The sequence below is a fragment of the Methylobacterium sp. GXF4 genome (assembly GCF_000272495.1).
In the GTDB taxonomy this organism is placed as follows: domain Bacteria; phylum Pseudomonadota; class Alphaproteobacteria; order Rhizobiales; family Beijerinckiaceae; genus Methylobacterium; species Methylobacterium brachiatum.
Genome location: NZ_AKFK01000051.1, coordinates 205,999 through 232,293 on the forward strand (window position 1 = coordinate 205,999; position 26,295 = coordinate 232,293).

Annotated in this window: 28 protein-coding genes and 1 other RNA gene; 9 read left to right on the forward strand and 20 right to left on the reverse strand. The window is 71.3% G+C overall.

Going from position 1 to position 26,295, the window contains the following annotated elements:
* Window positions 1-18: 18 nt before the first annotated feature.
* Entirely contained in the window at window positions 19-504 is a 486-nt protein-coding gene (locus tag WYO_RS08925) for a MarR family transcriptional regulator (protein ID WP_039902553.1), read from the reverse strand.
* A gap of 119 nt (window positions 505-623) precedes the next feature.
* Here WYO_RS08925 and WYO_RS08930 point away from each other — a divergent pair, with 119 nt between their 5' ends.
* Window positions 624-1,526, forward strand: coding sequence for a DMT family transporter (locus WYO_RS08930; RefSeq protein ID WP_007561427.1), 903 nt, complete (start codon window positions 624-626; stop codon window positions 1,524-1,526).
* Window positions 1,527-1,664: 138 nt separating this feature from the next.
* Here WYO_RS08930 and WYO_RS08935 read toward each other — a convergent pair whose 3' ends face one another.
* The 4 genes from WYO_RS08935 to WYO_RS08945 form a co-directional block, all read right to left on the reverse strand.
* Window positions 1,665-1,988 carry a YbaB/EbfC family nucleoid-associated protein gene (locus WYO_RS08935; protein ID WP_007561429.1) on the reverse strand — a complete coding sequence of 108 codons (324 nt, stop codon included), beginning with the start codon at window positions 1,986-1,988 and terminating at the stop codon, window positions 1,665-1,667.
* An 80-nt stretch (window positions 1,989-2,068) separates the two neighbouring features.
* Entirely contained in the window at window positions 2,069-3,958 is a 1,890-nt protein-coding gene (locus WYO_RS08940; protein ID WP_007561431.1) for a DNA polymerase III subunit gamma/tau, read from the reverse strand.
* 36 nt (window positions 3,959-3,994) lie between these two features.
* Window positions 3,995-4,093, reverse strand: an RNA gene (gene ffs, locus WYO_RS29815) — signal recognition particle sRNA small type.
* A 41-nt stretch (window positions 4,094-4,134) separates the two neighbouring features.
* On the reverse strand, window positions 4,135-4,395 hold the full coding sequence (locus tag WYO_RS08945) for a PepSY domain-containing protein (protein WP_007561433.1): 261 nt from the start codon (window positions 4,393-4,395) through the stop codon (window positions 4,135-4,137).
* A 158-nt stretch (window positions 4,396-4,553) separates the two neighbouring features.
* Between WYO_RS08945 and WYO_RS08950 the strand changes: the two genes are divergently transcribed.
* On the forward strand, window positions 4,554-6,092 hold the full coding sequence (locus tag WYO_RS08950) for a YifB family Mg chelatase-like AAA ATPase (RefSeq protein WP_007561435.1): 1,539 nt from the start codon (window positions 4,554-4,556) through the stop codon (window positions 6,090-6,092).
* Window positions 6,089-7,831 carry a bifunctional protein-serine/threonine kinase/phosphatase gene (locus WYO_RS08955; protein ID WP_007561436.1) on the forward strand — a complete coding sequence of 581 codons (1,743 nt, stop codon included), beginning with the start codon at window positions 6,089-6,091 and terminating at the stop codon, window positions 7,829-7,831. The genes WYO_RS08950 and WYO_RS08955 overlap by 4 nt, the downstream gene beginning before the upstream one ends.
* A 9-nt stretch (window positions 7,832-7,840) precedes the next feature.
* On the opposite strand, the gene WYO_RS08960 is transcribed toward WYO_RS08955, so the two are convergent.
* The 5 genes from WYO_RS08960 to WYO_RS08980 form a co-directional block, all read right to left on the reverse strand.
* Window positions 7,841-8,560: a glutathione S-transferase gene (locus WYO_RS08960; RefSeq protein ID WP_007561438.1), complete on the reverse strand. Its 720-nt coding sequence runs from the start codon at window positions 8,558-8,560 to the stop codon at window positions 7,841-7,843.
* 46 nt (window positions 8,561-8,606) lie between these two features.
* Window positions 8,607-9,053, reverse strand: coding sequence for a hypothetical protein (locus WYO_RS08965; RefSeq protein ID WP_007561441.1), 447 nt, complete (start codon window positions 9,051-9,053; stop codon window positions 8,607-8,609).
* Window positions 9,054-9,177: 124 nt separating this feature from the next.
* Window positions 9,178-9,567: a hypothetical protein gene (locus WYO_RS08970; RefSeq protein WP_007561443.1), complete on the reverse strand. Its 390-nt coding sequence runs from the start codon at window positions 9,565-9,567 to the stop codon at window positions 9,178-9,180.
* A gap of 33 nt (window positions 9,568-9,600) precedes the next feature.
* Window positions 9,601-11,481, reverse strand: a complete 1,881-nt coding sequence (locus tag WYO_RS08975) for a methylmalonyl-CoA mutase family protein (RefSeq protein WP_007561444.1) — start codon at window positions 11,479-11,481, stop codon at window positions 9,601-9,603.
* A 96-nt stretch (window positions 11,482-11,577) separates the two neighbouring features.
* Complete coding sequence (locus WYO_RS08980; protein ID WP_007561446.1) at window positions 11,578-12,381, reverse strand: undecaprenyl-diphosphate phosphatase; 804 nt, start codon at window positions 12,379-12,381, stop codon at window positions 11,578-11,580.
* A 255-nt stretch (window positions 12,382-12,636) separates the two neighbouring features.
* On the opposite strand from WYO_RS08980, the gene WYO_RS08985 reads away from it, so the two are divergent.
* From WYO_RS08985 to WYO_RS08995, 3 genes are read left to right on the forward strand one after another with little or no spacing between them, the layout of a single operon-like run.
* The gene (locus WYO_RS08985; protein ID WP_007561448.1) at window positions 12,637-13,329 is read left to right on the forward strand and encodes a glutathione S-transferase family protein; all 693 of its coding nucleotides are present in this window, start codon (window positions 12,637-12,639) and stop codon (window positions 13,327-13,329) included.
* A 29-nt stretch (window positions 13,330-13,358) separates the two neighbouring features.
* On the forward strand, window positions 13,359-14,504 hold the full coding sequence (queG, locus tag WYO_RS08990; RefSeq protein WP_007561450.1) for a tRNA epoxyqueuosine(34) reductase QueG: 1,146 nt from the start codon (window positions 13,359-13,361) through the stop codon (window positions 14,502-14,504).
* Window positions 14,501-15,364, forward strand: coding sequence for an SDR family oxidoreductase (locus tag WYO_RS08995; protein WP_007561452.1), 864 nt, complete (start codon window positions 14,501-14,503; stop codon window positions 15,362-15,364). The genes queG and WYO_RS08995 overlap by 4 nt, the downstream gene beginning before the upstream one ends.
* Here WYO_RS08995 and WYO_RS09000 read toward each other — a convergent pair whose 3' ends face one another.
* From WYO_RS09000 to WYO_RS32365, 3 genes are read right to left on the reverse strand one after another with little or no spacing between them, the layout of a single operon-like run.
* The gene (locus WYO_RS09000; RefSeq protein ID WP_085985782.1) at window positions 15,365-16,189 is read right to left on the reverse strand and encodes a metal ABC transporter permease; all 825 of its coding nucleotides are present in this window, start codon (window positions 16,187-16,189) and stop codon (window positions 15,365-15,367) included.
* Between the two features lie 47 nt (window positions 16,190-16,236).
* Complete coding sequence (locus WYO_RS09005) at window positions 16,237-17,043, reverse strand: ABC transporter ATP-binding protein (RefSeq protein ID WP_007561455.1); 807 nt, start codon at window positions 17,041-17,043, stop codon at window positions 16,237-16,239.
* Window positions 17,040-17,174 (reverse strand): hypothetical protein, encoded by a 135-nt coding sequence (locus WYO_RS32365; RefSeq protein WP_268868448.1) that lies wholly within the window; start codon window positions 17,172-17,174, stop codon window positions 17,040-17,042. The genes WYO_RS09005 and WYO_RS32365 overlap by 4 nt, the downstream gene beginning before the upstream one ends.
* 123 nt (window positions 17,175-17,297) lie before the next feature.
* Between WYO_RS32365 and WYO_RS09010 the strand changes: the two genes are divergently transcribed.
* On the forward strand, window positions 17,298-17,783 hold the full coding sequence (locus WYO_RS09010) for a transcriptional repressor (protein ID WP_007561457.1): 486 nt from the start codon (window positions 17,298-17,300) through the stop codon (window positions 17,781-17,783).
* A gap of 4 nt (window positions 17,784-17,787) precedes the next feature.
* On the opposite strand, the gene WYO_RS09015 is transcribed toward WYO_RS09010, so the two are convergent.
* Together WYO_RS09015 and WYO_RS09020 are read right to left on the reverse strand one after the other, a co-directional pair.
* Window positions 17,788-19,293 (reverse strand): undecaprenyl-phosphate glucose phosphotransferase, encoded by a 1,506-nt coding sequence (locus WYO_RS09015; RefSeq protein ID WP_007561459.1) that lies wholly within the window; start codon window positions 19,291-19,293, stop codon window positions 17,788-17,790.
* A 428-nt stretch (window positions 19,294-19,721) separates the two neighbouring features.
* Window positions 19,722-20,069: an antibiotic biosynthesis monooxygenase gene (locus WYO_RS09020; RefSeq protein ID WP_007561461.1), complete on the reverse strand. Its 348-nt coding sequence runs from the start codon at window positions 20,067-20,069 to the stop codon at window positions 19,722-19,724.
* A gap of 484 nt (window positions 20,070-20,553) precedes the next feature.
* Between WYO_RS09020 and WYO_RS09025 the strand changes: the two genes are divergently transcribed.
* Window positions 20,554-20,964 carry a helix-turn-helix transcriptional regulator gene (locus WYO_RS09025; RefSeq protein ID WP_039902555.1) on the forward strand — a complete coding sequence of 137 codons (411 nt, stop codon included), beginning with the start codon at window positions 20,554-20,556 and terminating at the stop codon, window positions 20,962-20,964.
* Between the two features lie 91 nt (window positions 20,965-21,055).
* Here WYO_RS09025 and WYO_RS09030 read toward each other — a convergent pair whose 3' ends face one another.
* Genes WYO_RS09030 through WYO_RS09045 form a run of 4 tightly spaced genes read right to left on the reverse strand, consistent with a single transcriptional unit; the run spans window position 21,056 to window position 24,766 of the window.
* Complete coding sequence (locus WYO_RS09030; protein ID WP_007561466.1) at window positions 21,056-22,375, reverse strand: cobyrinate a,c-diamide synthase; 1,320 nt, start codon at window positions 22,373-22,375, stop codon at window positions 21,056-21,058.
* Window positions 22,372-23,148 carry a precorrin-4 C(11)-methyltransferase gene (gene cobM / locus WYO_RS09035; protein ID WP_007561467.1) on the reverse strand — a complete coding sequence of 259 codons (777 nt, stop codon included), beginning with the start codon at window positions 23,146-23,148 and terminating at the stop codon, window positions 22,372-22,374. The genes WYO_RS09030 and cobM overlap by 4 nt, the downstream gene beginning before the upstream one ends.
* Window positions 23,145-23,549, reverse strand: a complete 405-nt coding sequence (locus WYO_RS09040) for a cobalamin biosynthesis protein (RefSeq protein ID WP_007561469.1) — start codon at window positions 23,547-23,549, stop codon at window positions 23,145-23,147. Before WYO_RS09040 ends, cobM begins: the two co-directional genes overlap by 4 nt.
* The gene (locus WYO_RS09045) at window positions 23,546-24,766 is read right to left on the reverse strand and encodes a bifunctional cobalt-precorrin-7 (C(5))-methyltransferase/cobalt-precorrin-6B (C(15))-methyltransferase (protein ID WP_039902557.1); all 1,221 of its coding nucleotides are present in this window, start codon (window positions 24,764-24,766) and stop codon (window positions 23,546-23,548) included. The genes WYO_RS09040 and WYO_RS09045 overlap by 4 nt, the downstream gene beginning before the upstream one ends.
* Here WYO_RS09045 and WYO_RS09050 point away from each other — a divergent pair.
* The gene (locus WYO_RS09050) at window positions 24,765-25,562 is read left to right on the forward strand and encodes a cobalt-precorrin-6A reductase (protein WP_039902558.1); all 798 of its coding nucleotides are present in this window, start codon (window positions 24,765-24,767) and stop codon (window positions 25,560-25,562) included. The two genes, WYO_RS09045 and WYO_RS09050, sit on opposite strands and share 2 nt — an antisense overlap.
* Here the strand turns inward: WYO_RS09050 and cobJ are convergent.
* Window positions 25,529-26,290, reverse strand: a complete 762-nt coding sequence (gene cobJ, locus WYO_RS09055; protein ID WP_007561477.1) for a precorrin-3B C(17)-methyltransferase — start codon at window positions 26,288-26,290, stop codon at window positions 25,529-25,531. The genes WYO_RS09050 and cobJ overlap by 34 nt on opposite strands.
* Window positions 26,291-26,295: the final 5 nt, after the last annotated feature.

Here is a 26,295-nt window from a genome sequence, read left to right on the forward strand (position 1 = left end):
TCCTGCGGCCGCCCGCGCTCAGCCGAGCCCGGCGATCAGCTTCGCGAGAAGCCTGTTCAGGATGCGCTGCTCATCCTCGGTGAGCGGCACCAGCACCCGGCGCTCGGCCTCGATATGGCGCGGGAGCAGGGCATCGATGAGCCCCGAGCCCTTCTGGGTCAGCGCGACCAGTGTCCCACGCCGATCCGACGGGTGCTTCTGACGCTCGATCAGGCCGGCCTTCTCGAGGCGGTCGATCCGTGCGGTCATCCCGCCCGATGAGATCATCGCGGCCTCGCACAGGGCGGTGGGCGTCAGCGCGTAGGGCGCGCCGGACCGCCGCAGCGTCGCCAGCACGTCGAACTCACCCTGCTGCAAGCCGAATTCCGCGAAGACCGGATTGAGCCGGTCGCGCAGGACGACCTGCGCCAGCTCGGCGAGGCGGCCCAGAACCTCCATGGGAAACGCGTCGATATCGGGCCGTTCACGCTGCCACTGCGCCACGGCCTGGGCCGCACGATCCATCCCGTCCACCACGGCGCAGCCTCCGATATCTTGACGTAAAGATACTTTGCGGCGAGATTTTAGGTCCGCTGATTCCGGATGGCAATCGGCTGGGATCGCCTATGGATCGAGAGGGGACGATGAATGCACCGGCTGGGATCGCGACGCCCCGTGCCGCGCCGCCGGCCTACCTTCTTCTCCTGTCGACCGGCGCCTTGCTGGGTCTCACGACCGTGGTCGCCGGCCTCGCCAGCGGGCTGGGCTGGCCTCCGATCGCCTTCCTGTTCTGGTCGGCGCTCGGCGGGGGGCTGATTCTGGCAATGCTTGCAGCCGTGGCGGGCGAACGGCTGACACCGTCGCCGGCGCTCCTGCGCTACGGGCTGCAGGCGGGGCTGTTGAGCTTCGCCCTTCCGAACATCCTGTCCTTCGCGGCGATCCCCCATGTCGGGGCCGGCTTCGTGGCGCTCTGCCTCGCCTTCCCGCCGCTACTGACCTACGGCCTCGCGCTGGCCTTCGGGATGGATCGGCTCTCGGTCCAGGGGCTGGCCGGCATGGCGCTCGGGCTCGGGGGCGCGCTGCTGTTTGCCGTGTCGCGCCTGACGGGGGCCGACGGGGGAGGGCTCTGGACCGGGCTCGCCCTCGCGGCGCCGCTTAGCGTCGCCGCCGGCAATATCTATCGCTCGGCGGCGTGGCCCGACCACGCGTCGCCGCGCCTGTTGGCGCCGATCATGGTTTTGACCGCCACGGCGCTCATCGGGGCCTACGCAGTTGCCTCCGAAATCCCGCTTCTCGCAGTGCCCTCGGCCTCGACGGCCGGCCTGCTGCCGATGCAGGCGGCAATCATCGCCGCCACCTACGCGCTGTTCTTCGTCTTGCAGAAGCGCAGCGGCCCGGTCGGGCTCAGCCAGATCGGTTGGATCGGCGCGATCACCGGCAAGGGGCTGGCAGTGGCACTGCTGGGTGAACGCTTCCCGCCGATCCTCGCGCTGGCGATCCCGCTCATCCTGGCCGGGATCGTCCTCGTCAGCCGGCGACCGCGTTGACGAGGACGTGGCACGCGTTTGCTGGACCCATCTGTCCGATCCTCACCCTCATCCTGAGGTGCCCGCGCCATCGGGCCTCGAAAGACGAGGGGAGAGATTCAGGGGGCCGTCGCCCCGAACCCGTAGTCCGGGCCGCCCCTAGAACGGCAGCTTCATGCCGGGCGGCAGGGGCAGGCCCTTGGTCAGCTCGGCCATGCGCTCCTGCATCGTCGCCTCGGCCTTGCCGCGGGCGTCGTTGCAGGCGGCGACGATCAGGTCCTCGAGGATCTCCCGCTCGTCGGCGACCATCAGGGACGGATCGATGCTGACGCCCTTCATCTGGCCCTTGGCGCTCATGGTGACGCGCACGGAGCCGCCGCCGGAGGCGCCGGTCACCTCGATCTCGTCGAGCTCGGCCTGCAGGGAGCCCATCTTCTCCTGCATGGCCTGAGCCTGCTTCATGATGCCCATCAGGTCGCGCATGCAGCTCTCTCTCGTCGCGTGAAGATCAGTCTAGGTGGGGATGATCGCGGCACGCCGCCATGTGCGGCCGTGCCCGCTCCTCAGAAGTCGTCGTCCGGGACCTCGTCCGCCGGCACCGGGTCGCCGTCGCCCGTGATCGCCGGATCGGTGGTCGGCGGAGGCGCGGTCTCGCGGACATCGACGATCTCGGCACCGGGGAAGCGCGTCAGCACCTCGCGCACGAACGGGTCGGCGGCGGCGTTCTCGCGGCGGGTCTCGGTGGCGGCCTTGACGGTGGCATCGAGGGTCGGCGCGCCCTCTTCCTTGGAAACCGAGACGACCCAGCGCTGCCCGGTCCAGCGCAGGATCGCGGCGGCGATATCGGTGGCTAGGCTCGACCGGCCGCCCTGGGCGAGGCGGAACTCGATCTGCCCCTCCGCGAAGCGCACGAGGTGGACGTCCCGTTCCAGAGCGGTCTTCAGAAGGATGTCGCGGTTGGCGTCCGCGAGCGCGACCAAGTCCTCGAAGCGGGCGAGCCGTGGCGCGGGCGGTGCGGCCGGCCGCTCCGCCGGGGCGACCATCGCGATCGGGGCAGGGGCCGACATCGCCACCGGTGCCGCCGCGGCAGAGGCCATGGGCGCGCCGACCGGCATCGGCCGCGGTGCGACGGCCGCCGCCGCACTCGGGCCGCCGCCGCGCAGGTCGGGGATCGGCGGCAGGGGCGGACGGCCGGAGGTGGCCGGGGCCTCCTCGACGGGCGCCGCCGCGGCCTCGGCCTTCAGCTGGCGCAGGGCCTCGTCGGGGGTGGGCAGGTCGGCGGCGTAGGCGAGGCGGACGATCGCCATCTCGGCCGCCGCTAGCGGGCGCGGGGCAGCCTGGACCTCGGGAATCGCCTTGAGCAGGATCTGCCAGGCCCGCGACAGGGCGCGGATCGAGAGTTTTTCCGCGAACTGGCCGCCGCGCACCCGCTCGGTCTCGCTGAGCGTCGGGTCGGAGGCGGTCTCGGGCACCACCTTCAGGCGGGTCACGAGGTGCGTGAAGGCCGCGAGGTCGGACAGCACCACCGACGGGTCGGCGCCGGAATCGTACTGCGCCCGCAACTCGGCGAAGGCTGCCGGCACGGCGCCGCGCATCACCGCCTCGAACAGGTCGAGGATCCGGGCCCGGTCGGCGAGCCCGAGCATGTCGCGCACGCTCTGGGCCGTGACCGCACCGGCGCCGTGGGCGATGGCCTGGTCAAGCAGCGAGAGCGCGTCGCGCACGGAGCCCTCGGCGGCGCGCACGATGGCGCCCAAGGCCTCGTCCTCGGCCTCGACCTTCTCGGCCGCGCAGACCTTGGCGAGATGGGCATGCAGGACCGGCGCCTCGACCCGACGCAGGTCGAAGCGCTGGCAGCGCGACAGGATCGTCACCGGGACCTTGCGGATCTCCGTGGTGGCGAACACGAACTTGGCGTGGGGGGGCGGCTCCTCGAGCGTCTTCAGGAAGGCGTTGAACGCCTTCTCGGAGAGCATGTGGACCTCGTCCACGATGTAGACCTTGTAGCGCGCGGAGACCGGCCCGTAGCGGATGCCGTCGATGATCGCGCGGACGTCGTCGATGCCGGTATGCGAGGCGGCATCCATCTCCAGCACGTCCATGTGCCGGGATTCCATGATCGCCGCGCAGTGCAGGCCGAGTTCCGGCATCGACACGGTCGGGCCGGTATCGGGGATTCCGGCCCGGGCGTAGTTGAGGCCGCGGGCGAGGATGCGGGCGGTGGTGGTCTTGCCGACCCCGCGCACGCCGGTCAGCATCCAGGCCTGGGGAATGCGGTTGGCCGAGAACCCGTTGGCCAGGGTCCGCACCATGGCGTCCTGACCGATCAGGTCGCCGAAATTGGTCGGGCGGTATTTCCGCGCGAGCACCCGGTAGGGCGTCGCCGCGCTGGCGGGGCTTGCGAACCCGGGCAGGCCCGGCTCGTCGTCAGGCGTGCCGGTCGAAGCGTCCATGCCGTGTCGGGTCGGGCTTCCGAGCGCCAGGAGATAAGGTGGGAGGCTGGACGAAGACCCGCTCGGTCTCGTTAGGGCTGCTTCCTTCCGGACCTGACCCGGTTGGCGAGTGAAACGTCCCTCGCCAACCCCCCGCCGGCTATATGGCCGGGCTCTTGGCCGAACGCAAGCGCCGGCTACTCGGCCTCGCGCTTGACCACAGCCAGGGTCTTCGGATCGAGCTTCAGGTCGAACTGCTTGCCGTTGGCGTCGATCGCGTCGTCGACCTCGATCATGCCGTCGTCGAGCTCGATCTCCTTCCACTTGGTGAAGCCCTCCTGGCGGAGCATGGCCTCGACCTTGGCCTGCTGGTCGGGCGGGAGCTTCTCGTCGGCCCGGGCGACGCTGGTGAGGCCGGCGGCCAGGGTGAGGGCGAGCAGGGGGGCGGCGAGGCGCATCGAAGTCTCCGTGTCTCGATTGTGTGCCGGCTTTGAACAGCGGGACGGCGCCGGGGTTCCCCGCGAACCGCGATCCTCTTGAGCCCGCTTCGATTTTCCAGCACAGCTAAGGTTGCCCGCCACGCCGCGCCGGCACCGGGGCTCAGGACTGCCGACCTATGGTCACACGCGTCGCCACCGTGGCGTTCGAGGGGATCGAGGCCCGGTCCGTGGACGTGCAGGTCCAGATCATCCCGGGCAACGTCGTGTTCAACGTGGTCGGCCTGCCCGACAAGGCGGTGGCCGAATCGCGCGAGCGGGTGCGGGGCGCCCTGATCGCCTCCGGGCTGGCGCTGCCGGCCAAGCGCATCACCGTCAACCTCGCCCCGGCCGACCTGCCCAAGGAGGGCTCGCATTACGATCTCCCGATCGCCCTCGGCGTCATGGCGGCGATCGGGGCGATCCCGGCCGACGCCCTCGGCGGCTATTGCGTCCTCGGCGAGCTGGCGCTGGACGGCAGCATCACGGCGGTGAACGGGGTGCTGCCGGCCGCGATCGCGGCCGGAGCCCGCGGCCTCGGGCTGATCTGCCCGGCCGCCACCGGGTCCGAGGCGGCCTGGGCCGGGGGCGGCCTCGACGTGCTCGCCCCGCGCTCGCTGATCCAGCTCGCCAACCACTTCAAGGGCAGCCAGGTTATGGCCCGGCCGGAGCCCTCGGTGGCCGGCCTGGCGGGGCCGCTGCCGGACCTCTCCGACATCAAGGGCCAGGAGGGTGCTAAGCGCGCCCTGGAGATCGCGGCGGCCGGCGGGCATAACCTTCTGATGAACGGTCCGCCCGGTTCCGGGAAGTCGATGCTGGCCGCCCGGTTGCCCTCGATCCTGCCGCCGCTCACGCCCCGGGAGCTGCTCGACATCTCGATGATCCAGTCGGTGGCGGGCGAGCTGAAGGACGGGGCGCTCTCGAACCGCCGGCCGTTCCGGCAGCCGCACCATTCCGCCTCCATGGCGGCACTCGTCGGCGGCGGCCTCGGGGCCCGGCCCGGGGAGGTGTCGCTCGCCCATGGCGGGGTGCTGTTCCTGGACGAGCTGCCCGAATTCGCGCCGCAGGTGCTCGACAGCCTGCGCCAGCCGATGGAGACCGGCGAGGTCATGATCGCCCGGGCGAACCACCGCGTGACCTATCCGGCCCGCTTCCAGCTCGTGGCGGCCATGAACCCGTGCCGCTGCGGCCAGGGGCTCGAGCCGGGCTATGCCTGCCGGCGTGGGCTGAACGAACGCTGCATGGCGCAGTACCAGGCGCGGATCTCCGGGCCGATGCTGGACCGGATCGATCTGCGCATCGAGGTGCCGGCGGTCACCGCCGCCGACCTGATCCTGCCGCCGCCGGCCGAGGGCTCCCGCGAGGCCGCCGCCCGGGTCGCCGCCGCCCGCACGCTTCAGACGACGCGCTACACCGCCCGCGCTTTGCCGGCCGCCACCACGAACGCCACCTGCCCAGCGACCCTGATCGAGGAGGTGGCGAGCCCCGACGCCGAGGGGACGGCCCTGATCCGGCAGGCTGCGGAGAGCATGCGGCTCTCGGCCCGCGGTTTCCATCGGACCCTGCGGGTGGCGCGTACGCTCGCCGATCTCAACGGCGAGGCGCAGGTGCGCCGTCTGCATCTGGCCGAGGCCCTGTCCTATCGCGGCCGGGGCGACGCGTCGGCTGCGGCCGCGTGAGGGCGGACCTGACCGTCACGATCGGCCAGGCCAGCGCGGCCGGGCGGAAGGAGGCCAATCAGGATTTCCACGGCGCCCTGGTGCCGTCCCAGCCGGCGCTCGGCCTGAAGGGTATCGCGGTGGCGCTGGCCGACGGGATCAGCAGCAGCGCGGTCGGCGCCCTGGCGAGCGAGACCGCGGTCAAGAGCTTCCTCAGCGACTACTACGCCACCCCCGATACGTGGTCGGTGAAATCCTCGGCGCAGCGCGTGATCGCGGCGACGAATTCCTGGCTCTACGCCCAGACGCGGCGGGGCCTCGACCCGCACGATGCCGACAAGGGCTACGTCACCACCTTCAGCGCGCTGGTGCTGAAGGCGCGCACGGCGCACCTCTTCCACGTCGGCGATGCCCGGATCTGCCGCGTCGCCGGCCGGTCGCTGGAGCAGCTCACCGAGGATCACCGGGTCGTGGTCTCGGCCGCGGAATCCTATCTAGGCCGCGCCCTGGGCGCGGGCGGGCATGTCGAGATCGATTACCACGCGGTGAGCGTCGAGGCCGGCGACGTCTTCGTGCTCACCACCGACGGCGTGCACGAGCATGTCCGGCCCCGGGACGTGGTCGCGATGATCGCGGCGGCCGGGGACGATCTCGATGGTGCCGCCCGGGCGATCGTGGAGGCCGCGCACGAGGCCGGCAGCCTGGACAACCTGACCGTCCAGATCGTGCGGCTCGACTCCGTGCCCGAGGGCGAGCCGGCGGATCTGCTCGGCGGTGTCGAGGGGCTGGATCCCGCCCCGCTGCTCGACCCGCCGGCCGAATTCGACGGCTACCGGCTGCTGCGCACGCTCCATTCCGGGCCGCGCAGCCGGGTCTATCTCGCGATCGACGCGGAGACGGGCGATCGGGTCGCGCTGAAGGTTCTGTCGCTCGACCTGCGCGACGACCCGGCCCAGCGCAAGCGCTTCGCCCTGGAGGAGTGGATTGCCCGGCGGATCGACAGCCCGCACGTCCTCAAGGCCCATCCGCAGACCCGCCGCCGCAGCCACCTCTACACGGTGATGCGCTACGTCGAGGGCCAGACCCTGACGCAGTGGATGCGCGACCACGCTGCGCCCGAGCTGGAGGCGGTGCGCGGGCTGATCGAGCAGCTCGCCAAGGGCGTGCAGGCCTTCCACCGGCGGGAGATGGTCCACCAGGATCTGCGACCCGACAACGTCCTGATCGACAAGGCCGGGACCGTGCAGGTCATCGATTTCGGCGCCACCAAGGTGGCCGGGGTGGTCGAGGGCGATCCGCGGATCGACGCCGCCGAGATCTTGGGGACGGTGCAGTACACGGCTCCGGAATGCTTTCTCGGCGAGCCTTCGACCGCGTCCTCCGACATCTTCACGGTGGGTGTCATCGCCTACCAGATGCTCACCGGCCGGCTGCCCTACGGCGATCGGGTGCCCCGGGCCCTGACCCGGGCCGCTCAGCGCAAGCTCCGTTACGCCTCCGCCCGGGGCGTCCGGCCGCTATTGCCGGTCTGGGTCGACGGGGCACTACGGAAGGCCGTCCATCCCAATCCCGCCCGGCGCTACCAGGCGCTCTCGGAATTCGTCCACGACCTCCGGCACCCCAACCCGGCCTTCACGGAGACGCGGCGCGCTTCGCTGCTGGAGCGGGACCCGCTGCTGTTCTGGCGGCTGCTGTCGCTGGTGCTGGGGCTCATCGTGCTCGTGCTGGCCGGCATCCTGATCGCCCACCCGCCCCGATAGATTGCGGGCTTAACCGTCGAGCTCCGGATACCGGCGGAAGATCCCGTCCTCGTTGAACGGGATGCGCCGGTCGCTGGCGAGATAGGCGGCGATGCGCGGACGCTGTGCCACCGCCTCGTGCAGCCGCGCGACATGGGGCGTCTCGCGCAGGGCCGCCGCGGATGCCTTGGGGAAGGCGTAACGCAGGCCGGCAACGAGCTGGAACAGGGACAGGTCGGCATAGGACAGTTTGGCGCCGACGAGATGCTCGCCGCCGTTGGCCGTCAGCACCCGCTCGAAATAGCCGAGGAATTTGGGGATGCGTTCGTCGCGAAAACCCTGCGCTCTGCGCTGCGCTTCCGGCTTCTGGTCCGCGTAGTAGAGGCCGACGCCGAGGGGGTGGTGGGTGTCGTGGGCCTCGTCCACCGCATCCGCGATGGTGAGCTGCAGCTGGTGCGTCCAGATCCGGTCCGGCTCGGATTCACCGACGAGGCCGAGGCGGGGGCCGAGATAGAGCAGGATCGCCGCCGTCTGGCCGATCACGACGGCGCCGTCGCGCAGGAATGGCGGCGCGAAGGGCGGCCGCGGGTTCTTCGGATCGTCGAGGCGGTCCAGCATCGGCTCGATGCCGCCGTCGTCATCGTCCCGGCGGGCGACGTCCACGTAGGCGGCGCCGGCCTCTTCGAGGGCCAGGCGGACGAACTCGCCGCGCCCCTGGATCATCGGCCAGTAATGCAGCTCGTAGGGCATCGCATCTCCTCGACCGAGAAGACGTGGCGCCCCGCGTGGTTCCCGCTCAGTTCGCCGGAGCGTCGCTGTCGGACACCTTCTCCGGCGGCGGCTCGGCGCTGGCCACCGCCTTGTGGGCGAGCATCGGCTGCAGATGCTCGGCGAGCTGCTGGTCGAGGTGCTTGACGTAGGCGCCCTTGAAGTAGCGCTCGCCGGTCTTGGCACCGTAGATCCGATCATGCGCCTGGATCATCGCGGCGACCTCCGGGCGGCACAGGAAGCCCGTGATGCCCACCGCCTCGTACCAATGGCCGGCGCGGGCCTCGGCGGTCGCCTTCGGGTTGGCCAGCACAGTCTCCGCGAAGCACTCCGTCGCCGCCTGCCGCAGCGGGCCCAGGACCTTCTCGGCCTCCGCCTGGTTCACGGCCGGAGCCGCCGGGTGGCGGTGGGGACGGGCCTGCGCGGTCGAGACCAGCGTGAGGACGGCGAAGGTGGCGAGGATCGTGGACTTCATGCGGGCGGCCTCGTCGGGTGTCCGAATGGCGTTCAGCATTCCCTCATGATTGCGTCGGGATCGCGGCTGAGGGGACGTTGCATCCGCCCGATCTCGGGCAAGATGCGGACCATTTCGCGACGCGTCAGCCGCGCCGCTCGGCCCGCCAGCGGCCGCGGCATGCGACGGCGCCGGTAGCGACCCAGGTGCCGGCCCCGAACCCGTTGGGGCCGAGCCGGCCGGCGACGTCGGCGGTGGCGATGCCGCTGGCGATCGAGCCGCGCACCACGCCGTTCCGGGTGACGCTGCCCTGCACCACGAAGGCGGTCCCGACGTGCCGGGCCTGCCCGTGCTCGATCCGCACCGGGTACCGATAGGCGCGGTCACAGGCGCCGGCCTCGGTGAGGATCTCGACGCTCCAGGTGCCGTCGAACCGATCCGGGATCGGGACGCCCCGCGGCATGGCCGCCGCGGGACGCGCGCATCCGAGGATCAGGCCGGCGCCGATCAGGCGCGCGAAACGGTGTCGGCTCATGGCGGTGGTCGGGGCAGGCAGGTCGGGGGCGTCTCAGCGGGTCGCGGGAGGCCGCATGGCGGCGCGCAGCGCGCCGTCGAGCAGGGCTTCCAGATCGCAGCCGACATGCAGGAAAGCGTGAACGCCCGCGGCCTTCAGCGGATCGAGCAGTTCCGTCGGTTTACCGGCAAGGTAGATCGTGCCGGCTCCGGCCTGCTTCAGGGCCTGCGCGGCCGGCACGGCCTGCTCGGCGTAGATCGCGTCGGTGGAGCAGATGCAGGCGAGCGCGGCGCCCGAGTCCCGGAACGCATCCGCGAGGGCGGCCGTATCGGTGAAGCCGTCATTCGAGACCGCCTCGATGCCGCCGGCCGCGAAGGCGTTGGCCGCGAAGGTCGCCCGGGCGTTGAACGCGGACACCGCGCCGAGATTGGCGAGGAACACGCTCGGCCGCCGGCCGGTCTTGGCCAGGTAGGCATCGGCGGCGTCGCGCAACGCCTCGAACGGCTCCGCCAGGCGGGTCGCGGGCAGCGCATCGCAGGCGACCGCCGAGCCCGAGCCGAAATTCGAGCTCGGTCCGGCGGTGACCGGCTTCACGTCGAGGACCGTGACCGGCTTCTCGGCGAGGTTCGGGAACTCACTCGCGCCGGTCAGCGGCGCGCGGCGGGTCGCCACCGCCTTGGCCCGGGCTTCGCGGGTCGCCTCAATGCGCCGCTGCAGCTTGCCGACGCTGAGCGAGGCGACGATGCCGCCCTCGGCCTCGATCGCCTGGAACGCCGCCCAGGCCGCCTTGGTGAGCTGGTCGGTCAGGGCCTCGAACCCGCCCGCGCCGGCGGCGGGGTCGGCGACCCGGGCGAGGTGCGATTCCTCCAGGAGCACGATCTGGCTGTTGCGCGCCACCCGGCGGGCGAAGGCGTCGGGCAGGCCGAGCGCCTGGGTGTAGGGCAGGACCGCGACCGCATCGGCGCCGCCCATGCCGGCAGAGGCGGCGGCCATGCCGGTGCGCAGGATGTTCACGAACGGGTCGCGCCGGGTCATCATCCGCCACGCGGTCTCGGCGTGGAGGCGCAGGGGCTTCGGCTCCAGACCGCAGGCCTGCTCGATCCGGGCCCAGAGCCGGCGCAGGGCGCGGAACTTCGCCACCGTCACGAACTCGTCGGCATCGGCGGCGAGCAGCACGGCGATGCGGTCGCGGGCGGTGGCGAGGTCGTGGCCGGCGGCCTCCAGGGCGCGCAGGTAGGTCACGGCGGTGGCGAGCACGGCGGCGAGTTCGGCCGCCTCGCCGGCGCCGGCCTCGTGGTAGGGGCGTCCGTCGGCCAGGAAGGCCCGGCCGCCGAAGCCCGCCGCTTCGAGGTCGGAAACGGTGGCGGCCAGCCGCGGGGCGATCTCGCTCCAGACCGCGCCGAGGCTGCCGGTGGCGGCGAGCGTCCCGACCGGATCGATGCCGAGGTCGAGATCGTAGCTGGACAGGTCCTCGCCCCGGTGTGCCGCCAGGGCCTTCACCAGGCCGGCGACTTCCAGGCCGCGGGCGCCGGCATCGAGGCGCAGGCTGATCAGCGGCAGCATCACGCCCTTCAGCAGGGCGTCGAGATCCGCGACGCTGCTCACGGTGAGGCCGTAGCCGCGGGCGGCGGGCGAGCCGGCAAACACGAGAGTCAGGGCATCGGCGCCGCCCTCGAGGTCGGTCATCGCCTGGGCGTTGGCGGCGGCGATCTCGGGATGGTCGACCCGCTGGGAAACGCGCCAGGGGCCCGGCTCGCGGAAGGGCTGGGCGGTCGGCTCGGCCCGGGGATAGAGCGGCTCGATCCGCAGGCCGTCGCTCGTCCGGGAGACCAGACGCTTCTCGAAATCGGCACCCTTCAGGACGTTGTCCACGAGGCCGAGCCAGCGCGCCCGGTCGGCGGGCTCGAACAGGTCGGCGAGCGGTGTGTCTTCCATCGGAACGTCCCTGGGCGCGGCGTCTTGTGCACCGCTTTCAGGGTCGTGCCTCGCACGCCGCTCGCCCGGAGGCAATCGCCCGAAGGGCGGGGATTGTTATCCGAGGATGATCAGCCCGGCGAAGCCCAGCGCGCCGACGATGATCCGCCACCAGGCGAACAGCCGGAACCCGTGGCGGGACACGTAGTCAAGCAGGACGCGGACCACGAACAGCGCCGAGAGGAACGAGACGATGAAGCCGATCACGATCAGGCCGACATCGTCGCGCGACAGGAATTTGTAGTTGTCGAACAGGTCCTTCGCGAAGGCGCCGGCCATGGTCGGCATCGCCAGGTAGAACGAGAACTCGGTGGCGGAGCGCTTGTCGGCGCCCATCAGCATCGCGCCCACGATGGTGGCGCCGGAGCGCGACACGCCCGGGATCATGGCGAGGCACTGGAAGATGCCGATCTTCAGGTCCATCGGCAGGGTGAAGTCGTAGACGTCGGTCTTCTTCACCTCGAGGTCGGTGTCGTCGATGACGAGGAGCACCAGGCCGCCGGCCACCAGGGTCGCGCAGACGATCCACGGGTTGAACAAGTAGGCCTTGATCACCTTCGAGAAGAGGCCGCCGATGATCGCGGCCGGCAGGAACGCCACCAGGATGCCGATCACGAAGCGGCGAGCCTGCGGATTCGTCGGCAGCGCGGTGGCGATGCCGATCAGCCGGCGGAAATAGACCGCGAGGATCGCCAGGATCGCCCCGAGCTGGATCAGCACCTCGAAGGTGTTGTTGGGCGAGTGGAAGCCGATGAAGTGGCCGACCAGGAGCTGGTGACCGGTGGAAGAGACCGGGATGAACTCGGTCGCGCCCTCCACCAGGGCGAGCAGGACCGCCTTGCCGATGCTTGCCGGATCCATTGTCGAGCCTCGCGCCGCGGGCGCGCGACCGCCCCTCGTGAGCGTGCCGCGGACCATGGGAAAATTGCGCCCGGAGGCATCGCCCATCAGGGTTGACGGGAAGTTACCGGAACAGGCGGCGCGTGTTAAGGGCTCGGCAACGATCGAGCAATAACGCTCGCTCTGAAGTCCTGCGCGCCGAAGACCCGCGCGCCTGGGCCGACGACCGGCGCGGGACTGGCCGCGCCGTCAGACCGAGCAGTCCTGACGGCCTCAATGGCGACCCTCTACCACTTCCCCTTCTGCGCGAATTCCCGGTTCATCCGTCTCGTCCTGGCCGAGATGGGCCTGGAACCGACGCTGTTCGAGGAGCGCCCCTGGGAGCGCCGGGACGACTTCCTGCTGATCAATCCCGCCGGGTCGACGCCCGTGCTGCTCGAGCAGACCGGTCTCGTCGTGCCGGGTGCCGGGGTGATCGCCGAATATCTCGACGAGACGCGCGGGCTCGGCCTGTCCGGGCGGCGGATGCTGCCGGACGACACGGTGGAGCGGGTCGAGGTCCGGCGCCTGCTCGACTGGTTCCTGATCAAGTTCGACTCGGAGGTGACCGGCTACCTGGTCAACGAGAAGATCTCGAAACGCTTCATGTCGGCCCACGAGGGCGGCGGCCCGCCGGACATGAACGCGATCCGGGCGGCGCGGACCAACGTGCGCTACCACCTCAAATATATCGGCTACCTGATCGCCCGGCGGCGCTGGCTCGCGGGCGACAACCTGACCTATGCCGATCTCGCGGCGGCCGCCCATCTCTCCTGCGCCGACTATCTCGGCGACGTCCCGTGGGACGAGGACGAGATGGCGCGCAACTGGTATGCTCGGGTCAAGTCGCGGCCCTCGTTCCGGGGGCTGCTGGCCGACCGGGTGGCCGGGATGCCGCCGGCGGCCCATTACGCGGATCTGGATTTCTGAGCCCGAGACGGACCTATTTCGGCGCCGAGTTGCGTCGCCTCGTCGAGGCGCGGGCGCAGCATCTCGGCTTCTGCGGGCTGCGGATCACCCGGCCCGACCGCCTGCCGGACCTACCCGACCGTCTGTCGCGCTGGCTGGAGGAGGGCGCCCACGGCACGATGGACTGGATGGCGGAGCGCGCCGACCAGCGCGCCAGCCCCGTCGGCCTGTGGCCCGGCCTGCGCAGCATCCTGGTCCTCGCCATGAGCTATCGCCCGGAGGACGACCCGCTCGACCTCGTGGCCCGGACGGATCGCGGCGCGGTCGCGGCCTATGCGCGGCGCCGGGACTATCACGAAGTTTTGAAGGGCCGGCTCAAGGAGCTCGGCGGCTACCTGTCCGCCAAGGGCGACGTCCGGGTGAAGGTGTTCTGCGACACCGCCCCGGTGATGGAGAAGACGCTCGCCGAGGCGGCCGGGCTCGGCTGGCAGGGCAAGCACACGGTCCTGCTGTCGCGCGAGCACGGCAACTGGCTGCTCCTCGGGGCGATCTACACCAGCGCGGAGTTCGAGCCCGACGCGCCCGGGCGCGGGCATTGCGGCTCCTGCCGGGCCTGCCTCGACATCTGCCCGACCGACGCGTTCCCGGCGCCCTACCGCCTCGATGCCAGGCGCTGCATCTCGTACCTGACGATCGAGCATGCCGGGCCGATCGCGGACGAATTCCGGACTGCGATCGGCAACCGGGTCTTCGGCTGCGACGACTGCCTCGCCGTCTGCCCCTGGAACAAGTTCGCCCGCACAGCCGCCGATGCCCGGCTGGCCGCCCGGGCGGATCTCGAAGCGCCGGCCCTGGCCGAACTCGCCGAACTGGACGACGCGTCCTTCCGCAAACTCTTCGCCGGAACCCCGGTGAAGCGCACCGGCCGGGACCGGTTTCTGCGGAACGTCATGATCGCGGTCGGCAATTCCGGCGACCCGCGCTTGGCGGGTTCGGCGATCGCGCGACTGGACGACGCCTCGCCGCTCGTGCGCGGCATGGCGGTCTGGGCCTGCGGTCGGCTGCTGGAGCCGGACGCCGTGCGGGCGCTGCACCGCCGGCATGGGGTCGCCGAGACGGATTCGCATGTGCGCGACGAGTGGAGCGCCGCCACCGCCTTGACGGAGCTTCGCCTCGGCGAGACATCCCCGGCATGAACCTCTTCATCTTCGGGCTCGGCTTCACCGGCCGCCGCTTCGCCGAGCGGGCGCGCGACCGCTTCCAGACCGTGCGGGCGACCGTCACCGATCCGGCGGCCGCGGCGCGCATCGCCGCCGAGACCGGCTTCACCATGCGGGGCTTCGGCCCGGAGGCCGACGATCCCCGCATCGCGGAGGATCTCGCCGACACCGACGCGCTCCTCGTCTCGGCGCCGCCCTCCGAGCAGGGCGACCCGGTGCTGCGGCGCTACGAGGAGGCGATTGCGGCGAGCCGGATCGGCTGGATCGGCTACCTCTCGACCATCGGCGTCTACGGCGACCAGGGCGGGGCCTGGATCGACGAGACGACGCCCCCCGCGCCGCGCAGCGCCCGCTCCCGGATCCGGCTCGACGCCGAGGCGGCCTGGTTCGCGCTCGGTGCGCGCACCGGAAAGGCTGTGCAGGTGTTCCGGCTGGCGGGCATCTACGGCCCCGGGCGCAACCCGATCGTGAAGCTGCACGAGGGCCGCTCGCAGCGCATCGTGAAGGCCGGCCAGGTCTTCAACCGCATCCATGTCGACGACATCGCGACCACGCTGCTGGCCTCGCTGGACCGTCCCCGTCCGGGCGCGGTCTACAACGTCACCGACGACGAGCCGGCCCCGCCGCAGGTCGTCACCGAGCACGCCGCCGCGCTGACCGGCCTGCCGCTGCCGCCCGAGATCGACTTCGAGACCGCCGACCTGTCGCCGATGGCGCGCAGCTTCTACGGCGAAAACAAGCGGGTTCGGAACGGTCTGATCCGGGACGAGCTCGGCGTCGCGCTCGCCTACCCGACCTATCGCGAGGGCCTCGCCGTGCTGAAGGACGAGGCCTGATCAGGCTTCGAGGTGGCGCGGCCGGATCAGGCGGCGGAGCAGGCCGCCGCGCGGCCCGGCCAGCATCGAGACGAGGTAGAGCGCTCCGGCGGCCAGCACGATGGCCGGGCCGCTCGGCAGGTCGAGCTGGTAGGACAGGCTGAGCCCCGACACGCTCGCCACCGCGGCGATCAGCATCGAGATCGGGATCAGGCCGCCGAGATCGCGCGCCCAGAACCGGGCGGCCACCGCCGGCAGCAGCATCAGCCCGACCGCCAGCAGGGTCCCGAGCGCCTGGAACCCGCCGACGAGATTGATCACTACCAAAGCCAGGAAGGCGAGATGCACCGGCCCGCCGCTGCGGCTGACCGTGCGCAGGAACAGCGGATCGACGCATTCCATCACCAGCGGCCGGTAGATCGCGGCGAGCGCGACCAGCGTCAGCGTGCTGATGCCGCCGAGCAGGATCAGGGCGGCGTCGTCCAGCGCCAGGACCGAGCCGAACAGGAAATGCATCAGGTCGATCTGCGAGCCGCGCAACGACACCAGAAGGACGCCCCCGGCCAGCGAGATCAGGTAGAAGGCCGCGAGGTTGGCATCCTCGCGCACCACCGTCGCCCGGGTGACGGCGCCGGCCAGCAACGCCACCGCCAGGCCGGCCACCAGCCCGCCGACGGTCATGGCCGGCAGCGACAGGCCGGCCACCAGGAATCCCGCCGCGGCGCCGGGCAGGATCGCGTGGCTCATCGCGTCGCTCATCAGGCTCATGCGGCGCAAGGTCAGGAACACCCCGACCGGCGGCGCGGAGACCGACAGGGCGAGGCAGCCCGCCAGCGCCCGGCGCATGAACCCGAACTCGACGAACGGCGCGAGAATCGGCCCGAACGGATCGATCACGCGGCGTCCTCGTGGTGGTGATGGGTTTCCGGGCCGTGGTCGTGGCCCAGCGCGACGGCCGGCTTCGGGCCGACGCACACCGCGGCATCCTCGTCCCAGGCTTCGGAGAGATTGCGCGCGCGCGCCAGATTCTCCGGCGTGAGCACCCGCGCGGTCGGCCCCCAGGCCACGGCTTCGCGGGCGAGCAGGAGTGTCGTCGGAAAATGCTCGCGCACCTGGGTGAGGTCGTGCAGGGCCGCGACGACGGTGCGGCCCTGGCCGTGCCAGAGCCGGATCAGGGCCAGCAGGTCCTCGACGGTGCGGTTGTCGATGCCGGTGAACGGCTCGTCGAGGAGCATCACCGGGCAATCCTGCAGGATCAGCCGGGCGAACAGGGCGCGCCGGAACTGGCCGCCCGAGAGCGTGCTGATCGGGCGCGCCTCGAAGCCGCCGAGCCCGACCGCGTCGAGGGCCGCCCCGATCTCCGGCCGCCAGCGCTCCAGGCCACGCCAGGATCCGGCCTTCCGCCACAGGCCCATGCCGGCGAGGTCCATCACGCTCAGCGGGAAGCTGCGATCGATCTCGTCGGCCTGCGGCATGTAGGCGAGGGCGCCGGAGCGATCGATATGACCCTCTAGGCAGCGGATCTCGCCGGCCATCCCCTTGAGCAGGGTGGACTTGCCGGCGCCGTTCGGCCCGACCAGGGCCAGCAGGTCGCCGGCGCGCACGGTCCCGGACAGGTGGTGGACTGCCGGATGCCGGTCGTAGCCGAGGGTGATGCCGACCAGGCGGATCGAGTCTCGTGTGGCGGGGCGGATGCTCATGCCGCGAGCGCCCAGGCGATCACGAGCCAGACCAGGGTGGAGAGCACCACGGCGAGGGCGAGGCGCGGGCCGATCCCGCTGCGGAACAGGGATCGTGGGGCCGCTCGGCGTGGGGTGGCGATGGTCGGCAAGACGTCCTCGTCGCGCGCTCGGGCCGGCGCGGGGACCGTTCGGCTACTGGTGCGGTCCGGGGCGGCAGTGATACACTGTAACAAACCCGCTGGACAACCGGCGGATTTGCGGTTGGAGCGAACATGCACCGTCACGAGGGCCACGACGCGTGCCACGGCGACGTCGCCGACATGCTCGCGCGGGCGGAGGCCGTCTGCCGCGAGCGCGGATTGCAATTCACGCCCCTGCGCCGGGAGGTGATGGAGGCGGTGGCCGAGGCCGGTAAGGCCCAGGGCGCCTACGACATTGCCGAGAAGCTCAGCGCACCGGGCAAGCGCGTGGCGCCGGTCTCGGTGTACCGCGCCCTCGATTTCCTGATGCAGCAGGGTCTGGTCCACCGGATCGCGAGCCGCAACGCCTTCATCCCCTGCGCCCATGGGCATGCTCCGGGGGAGGGCGTGGTGTTCCTGATCTGCCGCACCTGCGGCGGCGTGGACGAGGCCTCCTCGGAGATGCTGGAGGACGGTCTCGACCGTACCCTGAAGCGGGCGGGCTTCACGCCGGCCCACAGCATCCTCGAAGTCGAGGGCGATTGCGGCGCCTGCCGGGAGCGGCAGCAGGCCGGCTGACGCGTCAGCGCGCGTTCTTGTAGGCCCGGCGCGACACGATCGTGAGCAGCATGATCTGGATGTCGAACCAGATCGACCAATTGTCGATGTAGTGCAGGTCGCAGGCGACGCGCCGCTCCATATCGAGGTCGGTCAGGGTCTCGCCGCGATAGCCGTTGACCTGCGCCCAGCCGGTGATGCCGGGGCGGACGTTGTGCCGCCGCGCGTAGAGCGCGATCCGCCGCTCGAAGCTGCGGTCATGCGCCAGGGCGTGCGGCCGGGGACCGACCAGCGACATCTCGCCCCGCAGGACGTTGAGGAGCTGCGGCAGCTCGTCGAGATTCGTCCGCCGCAGGATCGCGCCGACCTGGGTGATGCGGCTGTCGTTGCGGGTCGCCTGCTTGAACACCGCGCTGGCATCCGCCCGCATCGACCGGAACTTGAACACGCCGAAGGGCTGCTGATTGAAGCCGTAGCGCTTCTGCCGGAAGAAGACCGGGCCCGGACTGTCGAGCTTGATCGCCACGGCGATCGCCGCGAGCAGCGGCGACAGGGAGACCAGGGCGATCGCCGCCACGACTAGGTCGAGGGCGCGCTTCAGCACGATCTCGGCGATGTTGAGCGGCCGGCGGCCGATATTGATGCCGGAGACGCCGCCGACACGGGCGACCTGCATGTCGGGGAACCGGTCGAGCACGCTGCCGGGCCGGAGATGCAGGGCGGAGGGCACCCGCAGGAAAGCGTCGATGCAGCGCTCGACTTCCGCTGTGTCGGTCCACGGGACCAGCACGAAGACATCGTCCGGCCGCAGGAACCGCACCACCGACACGGCGAGATCGAGATCCTCCTGAAGCTGGTCGTGCCGCGACACGGTGTCGGCGCCCGGATCGACCCGGCGCAGGTAGCTAGTGCCGACGATCCGGGATCCGAGCTGATCGGCCTCGTGGCTGGCATAGAAGCGGGCGATGTCCTCCTCGTAGCCGACGAGGTGAACGCGGCTGGCGGAGGCGGATCCGGATGCGAGGCTGCGGCGCACCAGACGGGTCGCCGCGGTCCGGGTCATCACCAGGACGGGCAGGCCGATGACGAAGGAGGCGATCGAGACGAGGCGCGAGTAATCGTTCGTGGTCTTGGTCAGGAAGCCGACCAGCAGCACCGCCGCCCAGGCGACCAGCCAGAGCGAGGCCATGCGCTGGATGTTGAGCTTCTGCGCCATGATGCCGTCGAGGCTGTAATCCTCCCGCAGCACGTTGGTCGCCACGATGATCGCGCCGAGCAGGGCGGCCAGCCGCAGGCCGCGCAGGGCCGTCACCCAGACGCTCTCGCCCCCGAAGGCGACCTGATAGGCGAATTCGACGCCCAGGATGACCGCGACGATCGCCACGATGTCGGCCACCGCCATCGACGACGACATGGCGATGCGCGCCAGCGCGCGACCGCGGCGCGGCAGGAGCGCCGACCATACGCTGCGACGGCGTTCGGCCGAGGTCGGCAAGGCCTGGAACGTCTCCGGAACCCGCTCGTGAAACATTTCGCTCGCCACGTCCCGGTTTGATCGGACTTTGTACCGGTCTGAAACACGTAAGTTTTCAGCGCCGGCATCTGCCGATGACGGAGCAAGGGGTGAGCCGCGACGGTGAGCGTTTCGGCAGCAAAGGCGTGGCCGCCCATGTAGGCGAACGTCCGGCCGTCGGCAATACATGGTAAATGCTGAGTCACCGGAATACAGACACATGCGGCCCGGCGGGGCTCGACAGCCCGATACCAGCAGTTGCGTTGGAATGTCAGATCATTGCTGGCCGGTTGAATCCCCCCACCGGCGCGTGGCCTGGCGGATCTTTCCGCTTTCGCGTGGATTCAATCATCGCGATTGCCGTGCGCGGGATACGGCAACCCTAAATTAAAAGGCGCCCGCCGCCGATCCGGTAGCGAGCGCCCTGAATACCGTGACAGGTAGCGTCAGACGGCGTCTGCGTGCTGCTTGGCGCCGTCCGCGCCGCCGACCGTCTGGACCATCTCGAACCCCTCGAATTGCGGATGACCGAGATAGAGCGGCTTGGTCGAGGGCGCCCGGCTATGGGCCTTGCGGAACTGCTCGGAGCGCGTCCAGGCCTCGAAGTCGGCGCGCGAGCGCCAGACGGTGTGCGAGGCGTAGAGGACGTGGTCCTCCTGCTCCGGACCGCGGAGCAGATGAAACTCGACGAAGCCCTCCATCTCCCCGAGGTGGCTGTCGCGGCCGAGCCAGACGGCCTCGAAGTCCTCGGTCGCATCCTTAACGACCTTGAAGCGATTCATCGCGATAAACATGGTGATCTCCGTTGCCGCACCGAATTTAGGCCCCGAACCCCGTCCGGGCGAGCCCTGCTGCGGCGACGCGGCGCGCGCCAAGGACTGCGCAGTCTTAGCCCATCGACATTTCAGCAACAATGTTTCGAAGATACGTCAGGTTAAACCACAAGATGTGGTCCTAGACTTGCGGAGCTTAACAACTTGGTGTCCAATTGCGGTACGGTTCGTATTGTGGCGCGGTCGGGGTGTTGACCGACTGCTATAGGGCTCGTCGTTGACGCGGAATCTTGTTCCGCGTTCGAGAGCCGGGGGCAAAAAGGGCTTAGAGACGCGGCCATTTGCAATGCAGTCGGCTGCTGCTCTAGCGTGTGACACAGCACGTTAGGTATAGGCGTGATATGAGATCGAGGGTGGGACGGTGAAGCGGCGCGACGGCGAGGCCAGAACACCGGATCCGCAAGGGGACGTTGTTCAGAGTGTGGACAAGGACACGAACGGTCAAATGATGCCGAAACAGACCACGGACGTGGACCGTCTGGTCGGTATCCGCATCACCGCGTTGCGGAAGGCGCGAGGTCTCAGCCAGACCGCGCTCGGCAACGCCGTCGGCGTGACGTTCCAGCAGGTTCAGAAATACGAGAAGGGCCAGAACCGGGTCGGGGCCGGCCGGCTGCGCGAAATCGCGCGCCTGCTCGAGGTGCCGGTTTCCGCCTTCTTCGAGGAGAGCGAGCCGCGCGAGAACGCCCAGGAGGACGTGTTTGGCTTCCTCAGCGCCCACGGGGCGATCGAGCTGCTGCGCGCCTACGCGCAGATCGATGACGAGCAGATGCGCCGGGATGTCCTGGCGCTCGTGCGCAGCGCCGCCCGCCTCGCGCAGGCCCGCACGGCGCCGCCCGCCGCCGATCCCGCCTGAACGCTAGGCCTTGTCGGACCGGTGACGCGTCTCGCGGTCCGGCCAACCGTTGGCTTTCCCGACCTATTCTGGGTGCCGGTGGAGCCGAGGATCACCCGTCATCCGCCGCGATGAGGTGGAAGAAGCTCCCACCCACCGACCCGACCCGGTGGCCGGCGAGGCCCTGGTCCGTCCCCTCCGCGTCGGTGACGCGGGCCAAAGCGTCCGCCTCCGCGGCGGCCGGCGACAATTCGCTGGCATAGTGGAATTCGTGACCCACGACTCGCGCCCCGCGCCGGCCGAGCGGGCCGTCGCTGCACAGCCGCGCCACGCGGTAGCCGAGATGCAGCTTGCGCTTCCGGTACGACGTGGCGACCGGCAGCAACCCCGCCATGGCGTGGGTGGTGCCGTCCGCATCCTCCAGCGTCTGACCGAGGACCATGTAGCCGCCGCACTCGCCGTGGACCGGGCGCGTTGCCGCGAAGGTACGAAGGCCGTTGAGGAAATGGCTGGCGGCGGCGAGCTGACCCGCATGCAGCTCGGGGTAGCCGCCCGGCAGCCAGCAGGCGTCGCAGGAATCCGGCGGCGCCTCGTCCAGGAGCGGCGAGAACGGCACGATCTCGGCCCCGCCCAAGCGCCATCCGGTCTCGAGATGCGGATAGAGGAAGCTGAACGCCGCATCCCGGGCGATCGCGACGCGCTGCCCGGGCGGGCGCGGCAGCACGCCGGCCGAGGCGGGGGCGCCGCCGCTTGCGCAGGCGAGCACGGCGTCGAGGTCGATTCCGGCCTCGGCGAGATCGGCCAGCCGGTCGAGCCAGGATTCCAGGTCGGCGGTCTCCCCGGCCTGGACCAGGCCGAGATGGCGTTCGGGCAGGACCAGTTCGGCGTCGCGCATGAGCACGCCCAGGACCGGCAGCCCCACGCGCTCCATGCCGGCCTCCACGAGACGGCGGTGACGGGCGCTCGCGACTTTGTTGAGGATCACCCCGGCGATCCGGATCCGCGGATCGTAGAGCTTACAGCCGAGCGCCACGGCGGCGGCCGATTGCGCCGCGCCGGAGACATCGACCACCAGCACCACCGGCCAGCCGTAGCGGGCGGCGATGTCGGCATTCGCGCCGGTCCGGCTCTCCGCCGCCCGGACGCCGTCGAACAGGCCCATCGAGCCCTCGGCGACCACGATGTCGGCCTGCGCCGCGGTCTCGCCCGCCAGGGCGTCGAGGAGGTCGGGCGCCATGGCGAAACTGTCGAGATTGAAGCTCGGCTGGCCGGTCGCCGCCCGGTGGAAGGCCGGATCGATGTAGTCCGGCCCGCATTTCGCGCCGCGGACGCGCAGGCCCCGCCGCCTCAACGCGCGCATCAGCGCCAGCGTGACGGTGGTCTTGCCGGAGCTGGAGCGCGGTGCCGCGACCAGTAGGCCGGGGGCGCTCAAACCGCGCTCCCCACGGTGCCGCCCGGCCGGTAGCGCCGGTCGTAATCGGGGGCGTAGAGCGCGCTCTCGCGGAAATCGGCGGCGCCAAGCGCGGGACCGACGAGGATCAGGGCGGTGCGTTCGAGCCCGGCCTCGGCCACGAGGGCTGGCAACCCGGCGAGGTCGCCGATCAGCGCCCGCTCGTCCGGCCAGGAGGCGCGGAACACCGCGGCGGCCGGGCAGGCGGCGCCGTAGAACGGGATCAGCTCGGCCGCGACTGTCTCGACCACGTGGATCGACAGGTGGATCGCCAGCGTCGCCCCGGTCGCCGCGAAGGCCGCCAGGGTCTCCCGCTCGGGCATCGCGCTCGCCCGGCCGGAGGTGCGGGTCAGCACGACGGATTGCGACACGCCCGGCACGGTCAGCTCCCGGCGCAGCATCGCGGCGGCGGCCGCGAAGGCCGGCACGCCCGGCGTCACGGTGTAGGCGATGCCGAGCCGGTCGAGCCGGCGCATCTGCTCGGCCAGCGCGCTCCAGATCGACAGGTCGCCCGAATGCAGCCGCGCCACGTCATGGCTGCGTGCCTCCGCGGCCGCGATCTCCGCCATGATCGCGTCGAGGTCGAGGGGCGCCGTGTCGACGATGCGGGCGCCCGGCGGGCACCAGCCCAGGATCTCTGGCGCGACCAGGGAGCCGGCATAGAGGCAGACCGGGCAGGCCGCGATGCGGTCGCGGCCGCGCACCGTGATGAGGTCGGCAGCACCGGGGCCGGCGCCGATGAAGTGGACGGTCATGGGTGCCGAGCGGTGTCGTGCGGGATCGCGAGGGCGCAGGTTGCGCCGGCGCTGGCGATGCGGGGGAGGGCGAGGCGGCTCTCGGGACCCGCCGCCGCCAGCGCCGCCGCCTCGGCCAGCGAGCCGACACCGCGCAGGCGCTCGATCCGAACGGAGCGCGTGACCACGCGGGTGTCGCAGGCTTCCAGGGCCGGTGCCTCGACCGGGCAGGGCGACAAGCCGAACGCCGCCGCGGCCTGGCAGATGGACGGGTCCGCAGCCCGGTCGGCCGCCGTCGCGACGGCAGCGAGATCGGTGCGGCCGGCGCCGATGGTGCCGAGGGCGCGGGCGATGAGCGCGGCGATCTCCTCGGCGCCCGTGCCGCGACGGAACCCGATCCCGGCGACGATCCGGTCGCTCATGGCTTGGTCCACGCCCATTGGGTGACCGGCATTGCCGGCCGCCAGCCGTGCAGGCCGCCCACCGGGCTCGCCCGGTCGACCGAGAACCGGCGCAGGCTGCCGCCGTGCTCGGCGAAGGCCGCGAGCAGCGCCGCTTCGCCCTGGAGCGTCACCGCATTGGCGACGCAGCGCCCGCCCGGCTTCAACGCCGCGAGCGAGGCCGCCAGAATGCCCGGCTCGGAGACGCCGCCGCCGATGAAGATCGCATCCGGCGCATCCAGGCCGGCGAAGGCGTCCGGCGCTGCGCCGGTCACAACCGCCAAGTCCGGAACCCCCAGCGATTGCGCGTTCCGGAGGATCCGCTCGGCCCGCTCGGGGCGTGCCTCGACGGCGGTGGCGAGCAGGCTCGGATGGCGCAGCATCCACTCGATGGCGATGGAGCCCGCGCCGGCCCCGACATCCCAGAGATGCAGGCCGGGATGCGGGCGGAGCGCCGCGAGCGTCAGCGCCCGGATCTCGGCCTTGGTGAGCTGCCCGTCATTCTCGAACAGGCCGTCGTCGAGGCCCGGCGCCAGCGACAGCGCGTGGCCTGCGCCCGCGACCGCGATCGCCACGGTGTTGAGCGGGTCGATCGCCGCGAGGTCGAAGGCTTCAGCCGGCGCCGTACGGATCCGCTCGCGCGGTCCGCCCATCGCTTCGAGGACCGTGACGGTCGAGGCGCCGAAGCCGCGGGCGGTGAGCAGGTCGGCAAGAGCCGCCGGCGTCGTGCCGTCCCAGGACAGGACGAGGAGGCGCGCGCCCGGCTGGATATGCGGGACGATCCGGGCGAGCGCCCGGCCGTGCAGGGTGACGAGGCCGCATTGGGCCATGGGCCAGCCCAGCCGCGCGCAGGCGAGGCTGAAGGCCGAGGGCTGCGGGAAGGCCCGGATCTCGGCGGGCGGCACCAGCCGGGCGATCTCGGCGCCGATGCCGTAATGGAACGGGTCGCCGGTGGCGAGGATGCAGGTCGGCCGGCCGCGCCGGCCCAGGACCTCCGGATAGGCCTCGTGGATCGGGCTGGGCCAGGGCCGCGTCTCGGCGTTGAGGGGCGCGGCCAGGGCGAGGTGGCGCCGGCCGCCATAGACGACCCGCGCGGCATCGAGCGCGGCGGCGGCGGCGGGCGCGAGCCCGGCCCGTCCATCCTCGCCGATGCCGACGATCGACAACCATGGGCCGCTCGACAGGGGCTCAGCGCTCATGGACAAGGCCCCGATGAGCGGCGGCGCGATGCGAATCCTGATCCTCGGCGGCACCGGCGAGGCGAGCGCGCTGGCGCGGGCCTTGGCCGGCCGGAATGAATACGCCGTGACGCTGTCGCTGGCCGGCCGCACCGCCGCGCCGAGGCCTGAGCCCGTGCCGACGCGAATCGGCGGGTTCGGCGGTGCCGAGGGTCTCGCCGCTTATCTGCGCAGCGAGCGTATCGACCGCCTGATCGATGCGACGCATCCCTTCGCGGCGACCATCTCGGGCAACGCCGCCCGCGCCGCGGAAGCGGTTGGCGTGACGCTGCTCGCGATCCGCCGTCCGGTCTGGTGCCGCGCGCCCGACGATCTCTGGACCGAGGTCGCCAGCATGCAGGAGGCGGTCACTGCCCTCGGACACGAACCCCGGCGCGTGTTCCTGACCATCGGCCGGCAGGAGGCCGGCGCCTTCGCGGCGGCGCCGCAGCACGCCTATCTGGCGCGCACGGTCGAGCCGCTGGACGGGGTGCTGCCGGTCCCACACCTCACCACCCTCGAGGCCCGCGGTCCGTTCGACGCCGAAGCCGAGGCGGAGCTGATGCGCGCCACCGGCACCGAGATCCTGGTCAGCAAGAATTCCGGCGGGGCTGCGACCTACGGCAAGATCGCCGCAGCGCGCAGCCTGGCGATTCGCGTGGTCATGCTGCGTCGCCCGGAGAAGCCCGACGTGCCGAGCGTCCCCGACGCCGCGGCTGCGCTGCGCTGGCTCGATGCCGGCGCTCATGCCGGCCCCGCGACTTTGCGCGACGTGTAGACGAAGGGCAGGCCCTCGGTCCGCGGGATCAGCCGCGTGGTCGAGGCACCGAGGATCACCATCGTGGCCATGTCGGCCGGCACGTCGCGCGCCTCGGCGAGGGTTGAGACCCGGATCGCCTCGTCCGGCCGGCTGATCGCCCGGGCGAACATCACCGGCGTCTCCGGCGCCCGGATCCCGGCGGCGAGTTCCAGAGCCGCCCCGAGCTGCCAGGGCCGCGCGGTGGAGATCGGGTTGTAGAGCGCGATGACGAGATCGGCCCGCAGCACCGCTTCGAGCCGGGCGGTGACAACCGGCCAGGGCTTCAGGTTGTCCGAGAGCGACAGGGCGCAGAAGTCGCCGCCGAGCGGCGCCCCGAGCCGGGCCGCGGCGGCCAGCATGGCGGTGATGCCGGGCTCGACCGTGATGGCGAGGTCCCGCCAGGCGGGTTCGCCATGCTCCACCGCCTCGAACACGGCCGAGGCCATGGCGAACACGCCGGGATCGCCGCCCGACACCACCGCGACGCGCCGACCGGATGCCGCCAGCTGGAGGGCATGCCGGGCCCGGTCGACCTCCACGCGGTTGTCGCTGGCATGTCGGATCAGGCCCGGACGCTCGGGGACGCGGGCCACATACGGGAAATACCCGACCAGATCGTCCGCGGCGTCGAGGGCCCGGCGGGCGGATTCGGTCAGCAAACCGGCATCCCCGGGGCCGAGGCCGACCACCGTGAGGCTGCCGCTCATGCCCG